Here is a 16,649-nt window from a genome sequence, read left to right on the forward strand (position 1 = left end):
GTGCAGACTGGCCCCCATGCGACAGGTGCGGCAGGCGCTGCGGACGGTGGAGACCCCGGCGGGGGACGCGCGGATCACGTGGCATCGGGCCAGGGGCGCGCGTGCCGTGCTGGCCCTCGGGCACGGCGCGGGCGGCGGGATCGAGGCGCCGGACCTCGTGACGCTGGCGGACGTGCTGCCCGCGCGGGGCGTGACGGTGGCGCTGGTCGAGCAGCCCTGGCGCGTCGCCGGGCGGAGGCTGGCGCCCGCGCCGCGTGCGCTGGACGCGGCCTGGACGGCGCTGTGGCCCGCGCTGGCCGAGGAGGGGCCGCCGGTGGTGGCGGGCGGCAGGAGCGCGGGGGCGCGGGTGGCGTGCCGTACGGCGGCGGCGCTGGGGGCGCGGGCGGTGCTGGCGCTGTCGTTCCCGCTGCACCCGCCGGGCAGGCCGGAGCGGTCCCGGGCGGCGGAGCTGGCGGGGGCGGGCGTGCCGGTGCTGGTGGTGCAGGGCGGGAACGACCCGTTCGGGCGGCCCGAGGAGTTCCCGGACGGCACGGAGCTGGTCGTGGTGCCGCAGGCGGACCACGGGTTCGCCGTGCCGAAGCGGGCCGCCGTGGACCGTGGGCGTGCGCTCGCGGAGGCGGCGGGTGAGGCGGCTGCCTGGCTGGAGCGGCTGCGGCTGTGAGGGGCCGCCGCCCGGCCGGTGTGACGGTGGCCCGGCCGGGTGGCGGCATGCGCGGTCAGCGGGTGGCGCCCTGCGGGGCGGCCGGGGGCGCTATCGGCAGCTCGGAGGAGTCCGCCGCGACAGCCTGGTCCCCGCCCGCCTCGCTCTCCGCCGTCTCGGCCAGCTCCGCGACCTCGGCGGCGTGCGCCTGCGCCGCGCCCGGCAGCGTCCCGTGCCGCGCGCGGCGCGCCTCGGCCGCCGCGCACAGGGCGCGTACGGCGTCCTGGAAGCGGGTCAGCGACGGCGGCTGGGCCGGGCCGAGGAGGTAGGCGGTCAGCTCCGTCCTGGCCTCGGCCAGCTTGTCCTGGCCAGGGTCCACGACCGCGTCGAGCAGCGCGGGCACCCCGTCGGCCTCGGGCGTGAGGACGGTGGCGCCGCGCACGGTCGCGTTCGCGGCGCGGAAGTCGTCCTCCGACAGGCCCGTCGTGTTGACGACGGCGTACGGCTTGCCGGACGCCAGGTGGTCGGCGACGACGCTCGACACGTCGGAGACGAGGACGTCCGCCTCGTTGAAGCAGGAGTACAGGTCGGGCCGCGAGCCCGTCAGGACCAGGTGCTCGGCCGGGTCCTGCGCCGCCCAGAACGCCGCGCGCCACGCGTCGGTCGCCGCCGCGACGGCCTCGGCGTGGCCGGGGCGCGGCAGGCCCTGCGCGGCCATGCGCTCCATCTCGTCGGCCGCGAGCCGTCCGGCGCGTGCCGTCAGGGCGGCGAGGGCCGCGTCCTGCCGTTCCAGTTCGGCGGCGGGGGAGTCGGGGCGGGGGCCGTCGGCGCTGCCGGGGCCCGCCACGGAGACGGCGCCGCGCTCGGCCACCGGGTCGCCCGTGGGCAGGCGCAGCGGGGCGCGGCGCGGGCCGGGCGCGGGCCGCGCGGCGGCGGGCGCGGCCGTCCGGCCCGCGTTGGCCTCGGCGATCAGCGCGCGGACACGGGCGTCGGCTGCGCCCGCCTTCGGGTTGACCGAGCCGGTCATCGGGTGCGGCCGGTACAGGAGCCGTACGCGCGGGTCGGCGAGCAGGGCGCGGACGACGTTCTCGCCGGCGAGGATGACCGAGGTGTTCCCCGGGTCGTTGGTCCAGCCCTCCCACGTCGGCGCGTACAGCACGGTGACGGGACGGGTCGCGGGCGGCGGGCCGTCCGCGCGCCGGATCGGCGCGAGCTGCGGGCGGCCCACCTCGACGACGTCGCGGTCGTCCACGCCGACGTCGGCCCGCGCGTACCGCAGGCGGGCGGCGGGGCCCGCCACCCACACCTGGTCGTAGACCTTGGCGTACGGGTTGCAGCTGGACAGCTTGTCGCTCTCTCCGTGGTTGGTGAACGCGTGCTTGATGGTCGGGATGCGCAGGACCTGCGAGGTCTTGGGCGCGTTCGCCGGGTGCAGCAGCATCTTCAGCGAGGAGTGTTCGAGCTCCATCAGGTGGGCGACGCGCGGGATGCAGACGATGGGCACGTCCGTGTCGGCGAGCTGCTGCGTCATGGGCCGCTCGCGCAGGACGACGAGGGGCCGCGGCAGCGTGGCGAGCGTGCTCAGCCACATGTTGGCCTGGTACGCGGTGCCCGAGCCGCCGGAGAAGTACAGGCCGACCTCGGGCCGGTAGTCGGCCAGCCAGTCGCGGAACCAGCGCAGGACCTTCTCCTCGCCCGGCGGGCGCTTGCCGGGCAGCAGCCACGTCGCCAGGTACGCCGTGCCGCCCGCGAAGAGCAGCAGCGACGTGCCGACGCCGATCAGGCCCCAGACCACGTGCTGCGCGGCGATGGTGGCGATCATCCCCGACGTGGCGGGCACGGAGAACAGCAGCATGCGGCGGCCGGGGTAGGCGAGGAGCCGTGGCGGGGCGGGGGAGAGGCGCAGCGCGTCGGTGTCCACGTTGCGGGTGACGACCGGCAGCGTCCGCGCGCGGCGCACCAGGACGCCCAGCGCGCGGCAGACGAACTGCGCGCCGTAGCAGGACAGCAGGCCGCCGACCAGGACGAGTCTGGCCGCGGTGTCCACGGCGGACAGGTGCGTGAGGCCCATGACGAGCAGCAGGTCGCGCAGGAGCTGTCTGACGGTCTCGTCGCAGTGCACCCGGCCGAGCACGGCGAGCACACCGGGTTTCCAGAGGCGCAGCCCCAGGTCGAACGCGAGGCAGGCGGCCCCGGCGGCGCACAGCAGCGGCGCGCTGGGCAGCTGTGCCCCGACGAGTTGGGCGGCGAAGAGACCGAGCAGCGTGCCCAGGGCGAGTGGGGTGCCGCGGCGGAGCGACGGTCCAGCGGGCAAGGTGAGGCTCCGGTTCGGAGAAGGACGGGCGTGGGGGCGTGAGAGGGGGGTGGGGCGCACGCCGAGGCGCGACGGCCTCCGTGAGGGATCAACTGCCGCGCGCGGACAACCGCAGCGCTGAATCAGTCGAAGGAGTGAACCGGCCGTGCCGGGCGGGCGCGTGCCGCCGAGCGGCCGACGCGCGAGGGTCGGCCCGCTTCGTGCGGTTATATGAGAGGGCGGCCCGTCCGGGCGGTGGCATAGATTACGGAGAGCAGCCCGGCCCCGCCGGGAACGAACGAACGCACGGGCGGTACGACGGCCGTGGGCGATCCAGGCCCGTCCGTGCCACCGCCGGGCAGGCGGCGCAGCGAACAGGGAGCAGCAGTGGCAGCGGCACCACGCCAGGACGTCTCCGACGCCCGCAGGATCGTCGTCAAGATCGGCTCATCCTCGCTGACCACCGCGGCCGGGGGGCTGGACGCCGACCGGGTGGACGCACTGGTCGATGTGCTGGTGAAACAGGACGGGAGGCAGATCGTACTGGTTTCCTCCGGTGCGATCGCGGCAGGGCTCGCCCCCCTCGGGCTCACCGGACGCCCCGCCGACCTGGCCAGGCAGCAGGCCGCGGCCTCGGTGGGACAGGGGTTGCTGCTGGCCCGCTACACCGCCTCGTTCGCCCGGTACGGACGGCGTGTCGGGCAGGTGCTGCTCACGTCCTACGACACCAGCCGCCGCACCCACTACCGCAACGCCTACCGCACCCTCGACCAGCTCTTCGCCATGAACGTCGTGCCGGTCGTCAACGAGAACGACACCGTCGCCACCGACGAGATCCGCTTCGGCGACAACGACCGCCTCGCCGCCCTCGTCGCCCACCTCGTCCGCGCCGACCTGCTCGTGCTCCTGTCGGACGTGGACGGCCTGTACGACGGCGACCCGTCGCGGCCGGGCGCGCGCCGCCTCACCGAGGTGACGGGGCCGGACGACCTGGCCCACGTCGAGATCGGCAGGGCCGGGCGCGCCGGGGTCGGCACCGGCGGCATGGTCACCAAGGTCGAGGCCGCCGCCATCGCCACCGGCGCGGGCATCCCCGTCGTCCTCACCTCCGCCGGCCACGCGGGCGAGGCGCTGTCCGGCGCCACCACCGGCACCTACTTCCGCCCCACGGGCCGCCGCGCCGCCGGGCGGCTCCTGTGGCTCGCCCACGCCTCGGCGCCGCGCGGCGCGGTCGTCCTGGACGCGGGCGCCGTCGAGGCGATCACGCGGCGCCACAGCTCGCTGCTGCCCGCCGGGATCACCGGCGTGGAGGGCGAGTTCGCCGCCGGGGAGCCCATCGAGCTGCGCGACCCGGCGGGCCGCCCGGTCGCGCGCGGACTGGTCAACTTCGACGCGCGCGAGATCCCCCGGCTCATCGGCCGCTCCACGCACGACCTGGCGGCCGAGCTGGGCCCGGCGTACGAGCGGGAGGTCGTCCACCGCGACGACCTGGTGCTGCTGCGGCCGTGACGGATCGCGCCCGTCCGTGCCGACCGGGTGACCGCGGGCGGGCGTCCACGAGCGCAGATGTGTGAAAGACCGGTCTTTCCACGGAAGGTTCGGAAAACGGCCCACGCCGTGGCGCGTGAGCTGGTCAACTCGTGCGGGGGCACCAGCCCGTACCCTTCCGTACGTTCGCACCATGTCAGGAGGCCGCCGGTGAGACGACTGGCCAGCGTCGAGGGAGGCCGCCAGGGCCACGCGCCGACCCGACCCGACACCAGCCGCCTGTGGCACATCACCCTCAGCGTCGCCGGGCCCGCCGCGCCGCTGCCCGAGGTCAGACGCGGGCTCGAACAGCTCGCCCACGACCACCCCTTCCTCCTGACCAGCCGCTACGCCCGCGACCGCGCGGAGATCCGGTACTGGGAGGAGGCCCGCGACCTGCACGACGCCGCCGCCGTCGCGCTGCGGCTGTGGGGCGAGCACCGGCGCACGGCGGGGCTGCCGCCGTGGGAGATCGTCGGCCTTGAGGTCATCGGCCGCGAGACGTACCACCAGCGCCTCGCCGAGGGGCACGGGCTCCCGGCGGCCGTGCCCGTGGGCGTGCACCCGTTCTGACGGCCGCCGGTGCCCGGTGTCCACCCCTTGTCGCGCCGGTCCGCCCGGCGGGGGGACGACCTAAGCTGTGGCCCATGAGCGCCGCATCCACCGACACCGCGTCGTCCCCCGTCCTCGCCGCAGCCGCCCGCGCCAGGGAGGCCGCCGCCGAGCTGGCCCCGCTGCCGCGCACCGCGCGCGACGCGGCGCTCCTCGCGGTCGCCGACGCCCTGGAGGCCAGGTCGGCCGAGATCGTCGCGGCCAACGCCGAGGACCTCGCCCGCGCCCGCGCCGCTGGCACCCCCGACGGGATGATCGACCGGCTCACGCTCACCCCGCAGCGCATCGCCGCCATCGCCGCCGACGTGCGGCACATCGTGACGCTCGCCGACCCCGTCGGCGAGGTCGTACGCGGCTCGACGCTCCCCAACGGCCTCGAACTGCGCCAGGTCCGCGTGCCGCTCGGCGTCGTCGGGATCGTGTACGAGGGGCGGCCCAACGTCACGGTGGACGCCGCCGCCCTCTGCCTCAAGTCGGGCAACGCGGCCCTCCTGCGCGGCTCCTCGTCCGCGTACACCTCCAACACCGCGCTCGTCGGCGTGCTGCGCGACGCCGTCGTGAGCGCCGGGCTGCCCGCCGACGCCGTGCAGCTCGTGCCGGGCGAGAGCCGGGAGTCGGTGCGCGAACTGATGCGGGCGCGCGGCCTCGTGGACGTCCTCATCCCGCGCGGCGGCGCCTCGCTGATCCAGACCGTGGTGCGCGAGTCCACCGTGCCGGTCATCGAGACGGGCACCGGCAACTGCCACGTCTACGTGGACGCGGCGGCCGACCTCGACATGGCCGTGGACATCCTCGTCAACTCCAAGGCGCAGCGCCCCAGTGTGTGCAACGCGGCGGAGACCGTCCTCGTCCACGCGGACGTCGCCGACAGCTTCCTGCCGCGCGCCCTCGCCGCGCTCACCGCGGCCGGGGTGACCGTGCACGGCGACGAGGCGTGGCAGAAGGCGGGCGCCGCCGCCGGGACCGAGGTCGTCCCGGCCACCGACGCGGACTGGGAGACCGAGTACCTGAGTTACGACATCGCCGCCGCCGTCGTGCCCGACCTGGACGCCGCCGTCGCGCACATCAGGCGCTGGACGTCCGGGCACACCGAGGCCGTCGTCACGCGCGACACCGCCGCCGCCCGGCGCTTCGTGTCCCGCATGGACTCGGCGGCCGTCATGGTCAACGCGTCCACCCGCTTCACGGACGGCGGGCGGTTCGGCTTCGGCGCCGAGATCGGCATCTCCACCCAGAAGCTGCACGCGCGCGGCCCGATGGGTCTCGCCGAGCTGACCTCCACGACGTATGTCGTCACAGGTGATGGTCACACCGTTGAGTGAAATCCCAATGGCCCTCCCCCTCGTCCGGTATTCGGCCTACGCTGGATGGCGTGCCGGACGACGTGGGGGGCCTGCCGTTCAGTGACGGCGACGGCCCCGACAGCGAAGACCGCCACGGGGCAGCCGACGAGGCATTCGCCGCCGTGGTACTGGACGAGGCGTTCGTCGATGCCGCCGCGATACATGAACCGACCGCGGCCGAGCGGCTGCTGTACGCGGCCATGGAACGCGCCGAGGAACGTGAGCGTGAGCGCGACGCGGCCGACGAAGGGCCGGGCGCAGGGCCCCTGTTCTACCGCGACCCCGATCTCGACCCGGGCAGCTCCACGGGGCTCGCCGGGTTCGCCGCAGGGGACGACGCCGGTGGGCCGTCCGGAGCGGCGGACGGGCCCGACCCGTTCGGGAGGTTCGCGCGGTTCGACAACCGCGCCGCCCCCGACCCGGCGGACGACGACCCCGACGCGCTCGAAGCCCTCGACGCGCTCGACGCCTTGGACGACGACGAGGCGGACGACGACGAGGACGACGAGGGCCGCTTCGACCGCTCCGACTACCTGAGCTACCTCCCGGAAGAACCCGAGGAACCCCTCGGCACCGACCCCCACGACCACGCCCCCGGCGGCCCGCACCCCGACCGGCGGCCCACGGTACGCGGCGGGGGCCGCGGCTTCTTCGACGCGCCACCGCCCCGCGCCGCGATATCCCGGGCCGCACCGCACGGCGCCGGTCCCGTGCGCTGGCAGCGGCCGGTGGCCTGCGTGCTGGCCATGGTGATGGGCCTGAGCGTCCTCGCGTTCGCCGTCATCGCGATCCAGCGCGCGGGCTCCTTCCCGTCGGGCGATCCCGACCCGCTGCCCCCTTCCCCCTCGGGCGACCCGGGGGACGCGGCCGGGGAGCCACCCCACGGCGACCGCCTCACCGGCCCGACGGCCGACGAGGACGGGCCCGGCGAGGGCTTCTAGACGGCCAAGGACGGGCCGCCGCAGTGCGTCCGTACACGCCACACGGGCGCACGTCCCGTGACCCCTCGTGCCTCGGTGTGCCGAAAGTCCCTCCTGCCGGGGCTTCTTGAACCAGCCCCGGCGTTCTACGCTGGAGCGGTGGCCGGGCGTTACGACCCTCCTGGAGCATCCGGGAGTGCCCCGGGAGCCGGGGACGACGAGTACGGTGCGACCGTCTTCGACGAGTCGTTCGTCAACGCTGCCCGCATACAGGAGTATTCGGCGCAGGAACGCCTGGAGGACCACACCACGGCCGTGCGCCGCAGGCCGTCCGACGCGGCGGGGCCGCTGATACGCGCCGTGCCCCGGCAGGGCATAGCGCTCGCCGTCATCGTCCTGCTCGCCTTCGCCGCCGCCATCTACCTCGGCAGCCGCAACCCGTACGGCGCCAGCGGGCGGCTCATCCCCGACCCGCCCTCGGGCACCACCGTCGTCCTCGCGCCGGGCGAGGACGTGCCGGGCGCGGCCGACGCCGAGTCCCTCTTCGAGAACAGCCCGGCGAGCGCCTTCGGCATCGGCCCCGGCGGCGTCGCCCTCCCCGACCCGCGCCCCACCGAGAACTTCTCCCGCGAACAGGTCCTCACCGCCCTGACGCTCGCCAAGGAGTACCTGGTGGCGAGCGCGCTCACCCCCGACGTGTACGCGGGCGCCACCGCCGTCCCCGTGCGGCAGCTCCTCGGCGAGGAGCAGCAGCGGCAGCTCGACGCCGCGCTCGCCGGGCGCGGCGGCCGGTCGGCGGCGACGGACTGGCTGGTCAGGTTCGACCCCGAGGAGGTCACCCCGGCGGGCACCCAGGTGCGGGTGGACGGCCGGTTCACGTTCGCCGAGTCGGACGAGGACGTCCTCCAGGTCACCGGCCACCACGCCGTCGCCTACGCGCTCCAGCCCGCCGGTGAGCCGACCGCGCCCGTCGTCCTGTTCACGGTGCAGCGCGAGGTGCGGCTGCTGTTCGGCGACGACGAGCTGCGCGACCGCCGTATCGTCCTGCGCCAGGTGGACACGCTTGCCGGCCCCATGGACTGCGCCAGCGACCCGGCGGACGCCCTGCACCCGCTGCTCGCCGGGCAGCACGCGTCCCTGCCCGGCACCTCGGGCATCGACCCGTACGAGCTGGAGGCCGAGCACCCCGTGCTGTGCGCGGCGTACGCGCCGGGCGGCGCCGTCTCCTGACGCCCCGCCGCCGTCCCGCGCCGCCCCCCGCGGCCGGGCGTTTCCCCGGGCGTCACGGCGGATTCCCGCCGATTCCGCGCCGCCTCGGCGTCCCGGGGGTGGGGGCGGGAGGCCGGGGCGCGCGGCTCCGCTTACGATGACCCTACGTTTCAGCAGTCCGCCCCGTCCCCGGATACCGGATAGGCCAGCCCATGACTCCGCTGCTCCAGCCCGCCGCCGAAGCCCTGACGCTGCTCGCCAGCGAGGAGGGCGGCGGCCACGGCCACGGACACGACAGCCTGAACCCGTACGCCATCGGCGGCGGCGCGCTCCTCGCGCTGCTGGTCCTCCTGTGGATCACGACGCGCCTCAACCGCGACCGCTGAGCCCGCCGTGCGAGACCGGATAGGCACACCGGGCAAGCGGCGGATCGGGGTGATGGGCGGCACGTTCGACCCGGTCCACCACGGTCACCTGGTCGCCGCCAGCGAGGTGGCGGCCCGGTTCGCACTGGACGAGGTCGTGTTCGTGCCGACGGGCCAGCCCTGGCAGAAGGAACACCGGGAGGTCTCCGCGCCCGAGGACCGCTACCTGATGACGGTCATCGCCACGGCGTCCAACCCGCAGTTCTCCGTCAGCCGCACCGACATCGACCGCGGCGGCCGGACGTACACCATCGACACGCTGCGCGACCTGCGTGCCGAACACCCCGATGACGACCTGTTCTTCATCACGGGCGCCGACGCGCTGGCCCAGATCCTCGGCTGGCGCGACGCGGCGGAACTCTTCTCCCTCGCCCACTTCATCGGCGTGACGCGGCCCGGCCACGTCCTCGCCGACCCGGGCCTGCCCAGCGGCGGCGTCTCGCTCATCGAGGTGCCCGCCCTGGCGATCTCCTCCACGGACTGCCGGGAGCGGGTGGCGAGGGGCGACCCCGTCTGGTATCTGGTGCCGGACGGCGTGGTGCGCTACATCAGCAAACGCGCGCTCTACCGCGACGACCCGGACGCGACGACGGGTGTCACGGCCTGATCCCCACGGAAGGGCGGCATTGGTGAACGACCGGCAGGACCCGTACGGGGGGCAGCAGATCTACGGCTACGACGAGTACGGTCGGCCGTTGTACGGCCCCGGCGGCGACGAGCAGCCGCCCGAGGGGCAGCAGTACCAGGCCCCCGTGCAGGGGCAGGACGCCTACCAGCAGCAGGGGCAGGGGTACTACCAGCAGGGCTATCACCAGGGCTACGACGGGGGTTACGCGCAGCAGGGCGGCCAGCAGGGGTACGCCGACTACGGCACGGCCCCGAGCTACGGCGGGCAGGACGCGCAGGCTTACCAGGCCCCGTACCAGCCGCAGCAGCCGCAGACACCGCAGCAGCCCGACCCGTACGGCGGCTGGGACACCGGCACCGCCCAGCAGCCCGCCGTGCAGGACACCCCCGAGCCGCCCGTCCCGCCGCAGCGCCCCGCCGAGGCGCGCCCCGAGCCGTCCCCCGCCCCCCGCCGTACGGACGGGCCGGGCGAGTCCGACGACCCCGAGTACCGCACCGAGCAGTTCGCCTTCGTCGATGAGGAGGACGAGCAGGGCGAGGACGTCATCGACTGGCTCAAGTTCAGCGAGAGCCGCACCGAACGCCGCGAGGAGGCCAAGCGCCGCGGCAAGTCCCGCCGCCGTCTCCTCGTGATCACCCTCGTCCTCGCCGTCCTCGGCGGCGTCGGCGGCCTGTGGGCCACCGGCAACCTCCCCGGCGTCGCCGGTCCTGGCGAGGAGGGCACGGGCGGCCCCGGCGGCGAGGCGCGCGACGTCATCCTCGTCCACCTGCGGCCCGTGGACTCCGACGTCAGCTCCACCGCCCTGCTCGTCGCCGACGGCGGCGCGGGCACCGGCACCACGCTCCTCCTGCCCGGCGACCTCGCCGTCATCGCCGAGGGCACCGGCACCACCCTCACCCAGGCCGTCGCCGAGGAGGGCACCACCGCCGTGCAGGACGCGGTCGGCGGCCTCCTCGGCGCCGAGATCGTCGGCACCTGGCGCCTCGACACCCCCTACCTCGAACGGCTCGTGGACCTCGTCGGCGGCGTCAGGCTCGACACCGACACCGACGTGCCGGGCGAGAACGGCGAGCCCCTCGTCTCCCAGGCCGAGGACACCCGCCTGTCCGGGCAGCTCGCCGTCGCCTACGCCACCTACCGCGGCCCCGACGAGCCCGCCACCGCCCAGCTCGACCGCTTCGGCCAGGTCATGCAGGCCGTCCTGTCCGCCCTGCCCACCGGGCGCGACGAGGCCACCGAGGTCGTCCGCTCCCTCGAACAGATCGTCGTCCCGCCGCTCGGCGTCGAGGAGCTGGGCGCCAGCCTCGCCACCCTCGCCGGCTACGCGCAGGACGACGCCTACACCACCACCGTCCTGCCCGCGGAGGAGGACGGCACGATCAGCGACGAGACGGCCGACGGCCTCGTCGCCGACGTCCTGGGCGGCACGGTCAGCGACGTGGGGCTCGACGGCGTGGTCCGCGTCGGCGTCAGGGACGCCACCGGCGTCGAGGGCAGCGCGGAGGAGGCCCGCATCGCGCTCGTCAACGGCGGCTTCACCGTCGTGGACGCCAGGCCCACCGACGACACGGCCGAGACGTCCCAGGTCACCTACGCGGACGAGGCCGACCAGCCGACCGCGCTGGAGGCCGCGCGCACCCTGGGCCTGCCCGAGGACGCCGTCGTCCAGGGCGACCCGGCGGGCAATGCCGATGTGACGATCGTCCTGGGCGGGGATTATGGACAGTGACCCCGCCCGAGGCCGTGAGACCCTGGGAGACCACGCCCCGGCCACCGGGCCGGCCATGAGAACGAGGAGACAGCCGCACCTGTGACCGCCACGGACCGCGCCAAGGAACTGGTCGGCGTCGCTGCCCAGGCCGCCGCCGACAAGCTCGCGCACGACATCATCGCCTACGACGTCAGCGACGTCCTCGCCATCACCGACGCCTTCGTCCTGGCCTCCGCGCCCAACGACCGGCAGGTCCGCGCCATCGTGGACGGCGTCGAGGAGGCCCTGCGCACCCACTGCGACGCCAAGCCCGTGCGCCGCGAGGGCGAGCGCGACGGCCGCTGGATCCTCCTCGACTACGTGGACATCGTCGTCCACGTCCAGCACTCCGAGGAGCGGGTCTTCTACGCCCTGGAGCGGCTGTGGAAGGACTGCCCGGAGCTCGACCTCCCGGCCGACGCCGAGGCCACCCGCACCAAGGGCGCCGAGCGCGCCGAGGAGCAGCCCGCGGCCACCGGCGCCCCTGGCGGTGAGTTCAGCTGAGCGGCACGTCCGGTGCCCCCCGCCGCGTCATCCTGTGGCGGCACGGCCAGACCGCGTGGAACCTGGAGGACCGCTTCCAGGGCCAGCTCGACATCGACCTGACCGACACCGGACGCGCCCAGGCCCGGCGCGCCGCCCGGCAGCTCGCCACCCTCGCGCCGCACGCCGTCATCTGCTCCGACCTGCGCCGCACCCGTGACACGGCGGCCGAGCTGTCCGCCGTCACCGGCCTCGACGTCACGTACGACGAGGCGCTGCGTGAGACGTACGCGGGGGAGTGGCAGGGGCTCACGCACACCGAGATCCAGGCGCGCTTCGCCGACCAGTACGCCGCCTGGCGGCGCGGCGAGCCCGTGCGGCGCGGCGGCGGCGAGCTGGAGACCGAGGTCGCCGACCGGGCCGCCACCCTCGTCGAGCGCACCGTCGAGAAGCTGCCGCCCGGCGCGGTGCTGGTCGTGGTCAGCCACGGCGGCACGATCCGCACCACCATCGGACGGCTCCTCGGGCTGCCGTCGCAGAGCTGGGAGGCCCTTGGCGGGCTGACCAACTGCTGCTGGTCCGTGCTCGGCGAGAGCGTCCGCGGCTGGCGCCTGCTGGAGCACAACGCCAGCTCCCTGCCCGAGGCCGCCATCGGCGACGACGTCTGAGCCCCGTTCCCGTTCCCCGTTCCGCGGAGCGCCGCGCCGGGGGTCAGACGGCGCCCGTGCGCTCCAGCAGCAGGTCGAGGCGGCGCTGCTGCGTCGCGTCCTCCGTGAAGAACACGTCCATCCGCGCCTCCGGCATGCCGTCCACCGACAGCGACTGCAACCGCGTCCTGATCTCGCCCAGCATCGCGTGCCGGAAGATCTTGGGCCGCGGCCCCGGCGGCACCACGTCGCCGTTCGCCCACATCTGCGCGAACTCGGCGCTCCCGCGCGTCAGTTCGGCGATGAACGCCTCCCACACCGGCTCGCCCGCGTGGTTGCCGTACGACCAGCGCAGCGTCGCCACCAGCCGCCGCCGCTCCGGCTCGGTCAGCACGATCGGACAGTCCCCGCCGCCCTCGCCGCAGAACACCGTCCGCAGCACGTTCCGGCCCGGCCGCGCGCTGCTCAGCGCGGCGTAGGCCCGGTTCAGCCCCAGCGCGTCGAAACGGGCGCTCAGCACGACCGCCGGGAGCGGGTGGAGCGCGTCCAGGATGCCCTGCACGTCCCGCGGCAGCTCCGCGCCCGCCGTCGCCTCCGCGCCCGACCCGCCGTCGTGCGGCACCTCCGCCAGGTGGTAGAGATGCTGCCGCTCGGCCTGGTCGAGCCGCAGCGTCCGCGCCACCGCGTCCAGCACCTGCGCGCTCACGTTGATCGGCCTGCCCTGCTCCAGCCACGTGTACCACGTCACACCGACACCGGCGAGCTGCGCGACCTCCTCACGCCGCAGCCCCGGCGTCCGCCGCCGGAAGCCCGGCGGCATCCCGACGTCCTCCGGCCTGATCCGGCCGCGCCTGCTCCGCAGGAACGCCCCCAGCTCCGGCCGCCGCCGTGTCGTCGTCATGGCCACCTCCCCAGCTTCCTCCCCGGCCGGGCGCCCAGCCAGGTGTCCGCCACTACCAGTATCGAGCGGCTCTCGTTACCCGTACCGGCCCGGCCGGAGGGTGGGGGCATGACCCTCTCCTCCCGGACCGCCACGACGGCACCGCCCGCCGCTGCCGCCGCGGTCGCGCCCCCGCCCGCGTCGCGTGACGGACGGCTCCTCGCGGTCGTGCTCGCCGGACAGTTCATGGCGCTGCTCGACGTCTTCGTCGTCAACGTCGCCGCCCCCACGATCCGTACCGACCTCGGCGCCTCGGGCAGCCGCCTCCAGCTCGTCGTCGCGGGGTACACGATCACGTACGCCGTGCTGCTCATCACCGGCGCCCGCCTCGGCGGACGCCTCGGTCCTGGCCGCCTCTTCCTCACCGGTCTCGGCGTCTTCACCGCCGCCTCCCTGGCCTGCGGCCTGGCGGGCGGCACCGACGCGCTGATCGCGGCGCGGGCCGTCCAGGGCGTCGGCGCGGCGCTGATGGTGCCGCAGGTGCTCAGCCTGATCCAGCGCACGTTCGCCGGGCAGGCCAGGGCGCGGGCGCTCACGTACTTCTCGGCCGTCGTGGCCACCGGCGCCGCCGCCGGGATGATCGTCGGCGGGGCGCTGATCGAGGCGGACGTCCTCGGCCTCGGCTGGCGGTCGGTGTTCCTCGTCAACGTGCCGATCGGCCTGGTCCTCCTCGTGGTCGGCGCCCGCGTCCTGCCGCTGTCCCGGGCCGGGACGGACCGCGCGCGGGGCCTCGACCCGGTCGGCCTCGTGCTGCTCAGCGGCACGGTGCTCCTCGTCACCGTGCCCCTCGTGCTCGGGCAGGAACGCGACTGGCCCGCCTGGTGCTTCGCCTGCCTCGCGGGCGGCGCGCTCCTCGCCGCCGCCTTCGGCGTGTACGAGACGCGGCTCGCCCGCTCCGGCGGCCAGCCCCTGATATCCCCGCGCGCGCTGCGCACCCCCGGCGTCCTGCCGGGCGCGGCGGGCATCCTGCTGACGATGGTGGTCAACGGCGGCCTGACGTTCTCGCTGTCCCTCCACGCGCAGGGGCCCGAGGCGGGCGGCGGCCTCGCGTACCCGGCGCTGCGCTCCGGGGCGATGTTCGTGCCCATGGCGGTGTGCTACGGGCTCACGTCGCTGTACTGGCGCCGCCTCCCCGCGCGCCTGCACGGCGTCCTCGCGCCGGTCGGCTTCCTGCTGGCGGCCGTCGCGCTGCTGGTCACGGGACTGCTGCTGCGCGACGGCGACGGCATGGGCCCCGCCGTGATCGCCGCGCTCGCCTGCACCGGCCTCGGCATGGGCCTGGCGTACGCGCCGACGCTGGCCCGCACCCTCGGCTCCGTCCGCCCCGAGGACGCCCCGGACGCGAGCGGCATCACCGTGCTGTGCACGCAGCTCGGGATGCTCCTCGGCATCGCGATGATCGGCACCCTCTTCCTCGACCGCGCCGACGCCGACGGGTCCACGGCCGGTGCCCTGTGGCCGGTGGTGATCGCCCTCGCCGTGATCGCCGTGGCGGGTGCGGCGGCCGGGACGGGACGGCGGGTGAGGACGCCCTGACCGGCGGCCCGGCAGCGTGTATCGATCCCGTCTCCCTTCCGTGGAGGCGGGATCTCCCGCTTATCGGCCGCTCGTTGCCGTGGCACAATCCGGGGTAGACGCCGGGCTACGGGAGCCCGAGCCGACGAGGGGTACGCCACGGTGAGCACGGCCCACGACAGAGGGTGGAGCTGATCGCTCTTGGGTGCACACAGCAGGAAGTGTGACTGGTGCGGGACCGGTACACCGATCGTCCGTGACCTCCAGCCCGTCAACACGTCCTACCAGTACTGGTGCGTCGAATGCGCCCGCGCCCTGATCATCAGAGGCGACCCGATCGAGGTCTACCGGGAGCTGGAGGGCGAGCCGATCTACGGCCGTCTCCTGGACGAGCACTGCGCGCTGAAGCGGTTCTACTCCTTCGCCAGCGTGTGACCCCCGGCCCGCCCGATCCGCCCCTCCCGCGGATTTGGCAATCGGCCCGGGGGTGCGTGTAAAGTAGGGATCACCGCGAAGGGGACACCCGGAGCGGGGACAGGCAAGGGGCTATAGCTCAGTTGGTAGAGCGCTTGCATGGCATGCAAGAGGTCTGGAGTTCAATTCTCCATAGCTCCACAGATCAGAGGCCGTCTCCCATGAGGGAGGCGGCTTCTTTCGTGCGCTGCGTGACTGTCTGCGTGACTACGGAGTCGGGTCAGCTCTTGAAGAGCCGGTCCCTGGCCGTGGCGCCGGTCCGGATGGCGACGGGCCTTGTCGCTCCTGTCCCTGCGGACGCCCACGGTCGGTGGCCTGCCCATGCGCCAGCGGGCACGTGCTCCCGCCACCCGCCCGGATCGATGCACGGGCGCGCGATGCATGGGGATAAGAACTGGTCGGCGAATCCGCCGACTTCTAACCTGCCCACATGAGCGAAGGTGGCGCCACGATACGCGTAGGAGACCCAGGACCCCGACCGGTCCACCTGCTCTTCTCCGAGCCGACAAGGCCCTACGGGGACGACCTCACACTCGACTTCCTCGTGAGAGCCCGCGGGCAATCGGTGAGCATCGAGACCCTGGTGCGGACGTGGGACGGCGACGGCCTCGACGCCTTCCTCTCCGCACTGGCCGAGGACTTCCGCGGCTGGGGAGGAGCGCGCGCCTGGCGCTCCCTGGAACGCGACCTGACGATCTCGGCGGAACACCGCTCGGGCGGCTACGTCCACCTGACGTGGGGCATCCACGGCCGCCCGCCGTTCGAGGAGTGGCACTTCGAGACCACCACCGTGCATGCGGCCGGCGAGGAGATGCGCACCCTCGCCGCCGAATTCCGCACATTTCTCACGAGCGCGGTCGAGTAACGGCGTCCGCGGCTGGCCGCGCAGGTGCCTGGCTGACGGGGCCTGGAGGAGTTCTTCACCGCAGGGAAGATCCCCTTCCGTTGGGAGGGGATCTTTTGCTTTGCCGAAGGCCGGGGTGCGCGCTCCGGCCTCGCCTCGGGGGGTGTCGGCGGCGGCGCATTGTGGCGGTGGCGGGGGGTGCTGCGCAGGTAGTCGGCCCTCTTCGGCTCGAAGTCCGCTTCCCCGGTGGTCGGTTCGAGCCGGTTGGGCGGGAGCGCGCTTGCCGGGGCGTCCGCGGGGACAGTTCTGTTCCCGGGTGTGCTGACGCGAGGCCGTGGGGGGGATCGTGAGGGGAAGACGCCGGAGGGGGACGGCCGGACGGCTCGCGCGTCGGGGAAC

16 protein-coding genes and 1 tRNA gene are annotated in these 16,649 nt (G+C 74.7%); 15 read left to right on the top strand and 2 right to left on the bottom strand.

The genetic code is table 11. The annotated features are described in order from the left end of the window. Window positions 1–16: 16 nt before the first annotated feature. A complete protein-coding gene (locus tag IF27_RS20000; protein ID WP_052851039.1) occupies window positions 17–661 on the top strand; it encodes an alpha/beta hydrolase family protein in 645 nt (214 codons plus the stop codon). Between the two features lie 55 nt (window positions 662–716). Here the strand turns inward: IF27_RS20000 and IF27_RS20005 are convergent, their stop codons facing one another. Next, complete coding sequence (locus IF27_RS20005) at window positions 717–2,954, bottom strand: hypothetical protein (RefSeq protein ID WP_052851040.1); 2,238 nt, start codon at window positions 2,952–2,954, stop codon at window positions 717–719. A gap of 366 nt (window positions 2,955–3,320) precedes the next feature. Between IF27_RS20005 and proB the strand changes: the two genes are divergently transcribed. From proB to IF27_RS20050, 10 genes are all read left to right on the top strand, one after another. Beyond that, the gene (proB, locus tag IF27_RS20010) at window positions 3,321–4,442 is read left to right on the top strand and encodes a glutamate 5-kinase (protein WP_052851041.1); all 1,122 of its coding nucleotides are present in this window, start codon (window positions 3,321–3,323) and stop codon (window positions 4,440–4,442) included. Between the two features lie 189 nt (window positions 4,443–4,631). Beyond that, window positions 4,632–5,033: a hypothetical protein gene (locus IF27_RS20015; RefSeq protein WP_052851042.1), complete on the top strand. Its 402-nt coding sequence runs from the start codon at window positions 4,632–4,634 to the stop codon at window positions 5,031–5,033. Window positions 5,034–5,107: 74 nt separating this feature from the next. After that, window positions 5,108–6,394 (top strand): glutamate-5-semialdehyde dehydrogenase, encoded by a 1,287-nt coding sequence (locus IF27_RS20020; protein WP_052851043.1) that lies wholly within the window; start codon window positions 5,108–5,110, stop codon window positions 6,392–6,394. Between the two features lie 50 nt (window positions 6,395–6,444). Further along, window positions 6,445–7,356 (top strand): SCO2584 family spore wall biosynthesis protein, encoded by a 912-nt coding sequence (locus tag IF27_RS32065; RefSeq protein ID WP_052851044.1) that lies wholly within the window; start codon window positions 6,445–6,447, stop codon window positions 7,354–7,356. Window positions 7,357–7,494: 138 nt separating this feature from the next. Beyond that, complete coding sequence (locus IF27_RS20030; protein WP_052851045.1) at window positions 7,495–8,565, top strand: SCO2583 family membrane protein; 1,071 nt, start codon at window positions 7,495–7,497, stop codon at window positions 8,563–8,565. A gap of 191 nt (window positions 8,566–8,756) precedes the next feature. Beyond that, window positions 8,757–8,930, top strand: a complete 174-nt coding sequence (locus tag IF27_RS31195) for a hypothetical protein (RefSeq protein ID WP_190233042.1) — start codon at window positions 8,757–8,759, stop codon at window positions 8,928–8,930. Between the two features lie 7 nt (window positions 8,931–8,937). Continuing rightward, window positions 8,938–9,576, top strand: a complete 639-nt coding sequence (nadD, locus tag IF27_RS20035; protein WP_420822034.1) for a nicotinate-nucleotide adenylyltransferase — start codon at window positions 8,938–8,940, stop codon at window positions 9,574–9,576. 22 nt (window positions 9,577–9,598) lie between these two features. Continuing rightward, window positions 9,599–11,326 (top strand): LCP family protein, encoded by a 1,728-nt coding sequence (locus IF27_RS20040; RefSeq protein WP_052851047.1) that lies wholly within the window; start codon window positions 9,599–9,601, stop codon window positions 11,324–11,326. A gap of 81 nt (window positions 11,327–11,407) precedes the next feature. Further along, window positions 11,408–11,851, top strand: a complete 444-nt coding sequence (rsfS, locus tag IF27_RS20045; protein WP_052851048.1) for a ribosome silencing factor — start codon at window positions 11,408–11,410, stop codon at window positions 11,849–11,851. After that, window positions 11,848–12,498: a histidine phosphatase family protein gene (locus tag IF27_RS20050; protein WP_052851049.1), complete on the top strand. Its 651-nt coding sequence runs from the start codon at window positions 11,848–11,850 to the stop codon at window positions 12,496–12,498. The genes rsfS and IF27_RS20050 overlap by 4 nt, the downstream gene beginning before the upstream one ends. Window positions 12,499–12,541: 43 nt before the next feature. On the opposite strand, the gene IF27_RS20055 is transcribed toward IF27_RS20050, so the two are convergent. Beyond that, window positions 12,542–13,378: a helix-turn-helix transcriptional regulator gene (locus tag IF27_RS20055; RefSeq protein ID WP_052851112.1), complete on the bottom strand. Its 837-nt coding sequence runs from the start codon at window positions 13,376–13,378 to the stop codon at window positions 12,542–12,544. Window positions 13,379–13,486: 108 nt separating this feature from the next. Between IF27_RS20055 and IF27_RS20060 the strand changes: the two genes are divergently transcribed. The 4 genes from IF27_RS20060 to IF27_RS20075 all read left to right on the top strand — a co-directional run bounded on the left by IF27_RS20060 (window position 13,487) and on the right by IF27_RS20075 (window position 16,271). After that, entirely contained in the window at window positions 13,487–14,953 is a 1,467-nt protein-coding gene (locus IF27_RS20060; RefSeq protein WP_110946065.1) for an MFS transporter, read from the top strand. Between the two features lie 180 nt (window positions 14,954–15,133). Continuing rightward, the gene (locus IF27_RS20065) at window positions 15,134–15,367 is read left to right on the top strand and encodes a hypothetical protein (protein ID WP_052851050.1); all 234 of its coding nucleotides are present in this window, start codon (window positions 15,134–15,136) and stop codon (window positions 15,365–15,367) included. A gap of 107 nt (window positions 15,368–15,474) precedes the next feature. Continuing rightward, a tRNA-Ala gene (locus IF27_RS20070) sits at window positions 15,475–15,547 on the top strand. A gap of 289 nt (window positions 15,548–15,836) precedes the next feature. Continuing rightward, entirely contained in the window at window positions 15,837–16,271 is a 435-nt protein-coding gene (locus IF27_RS20075; RefSeq protein WP_052851051.1) for a DUF6228 family protein, read from the top strand. The last annotated feature ends 378 nt before the right edge of the window (window positions 16,272–16,649 follow it).

This window comes from Streptomyces avicenniae (assembly GCF_000719135.1).
GTDB lineage: Bacteria > Actinomycetota > Actinomycetes > Streptomycetales > Streptomycetaceae > Streptomyces > Streptomyces avicenniae.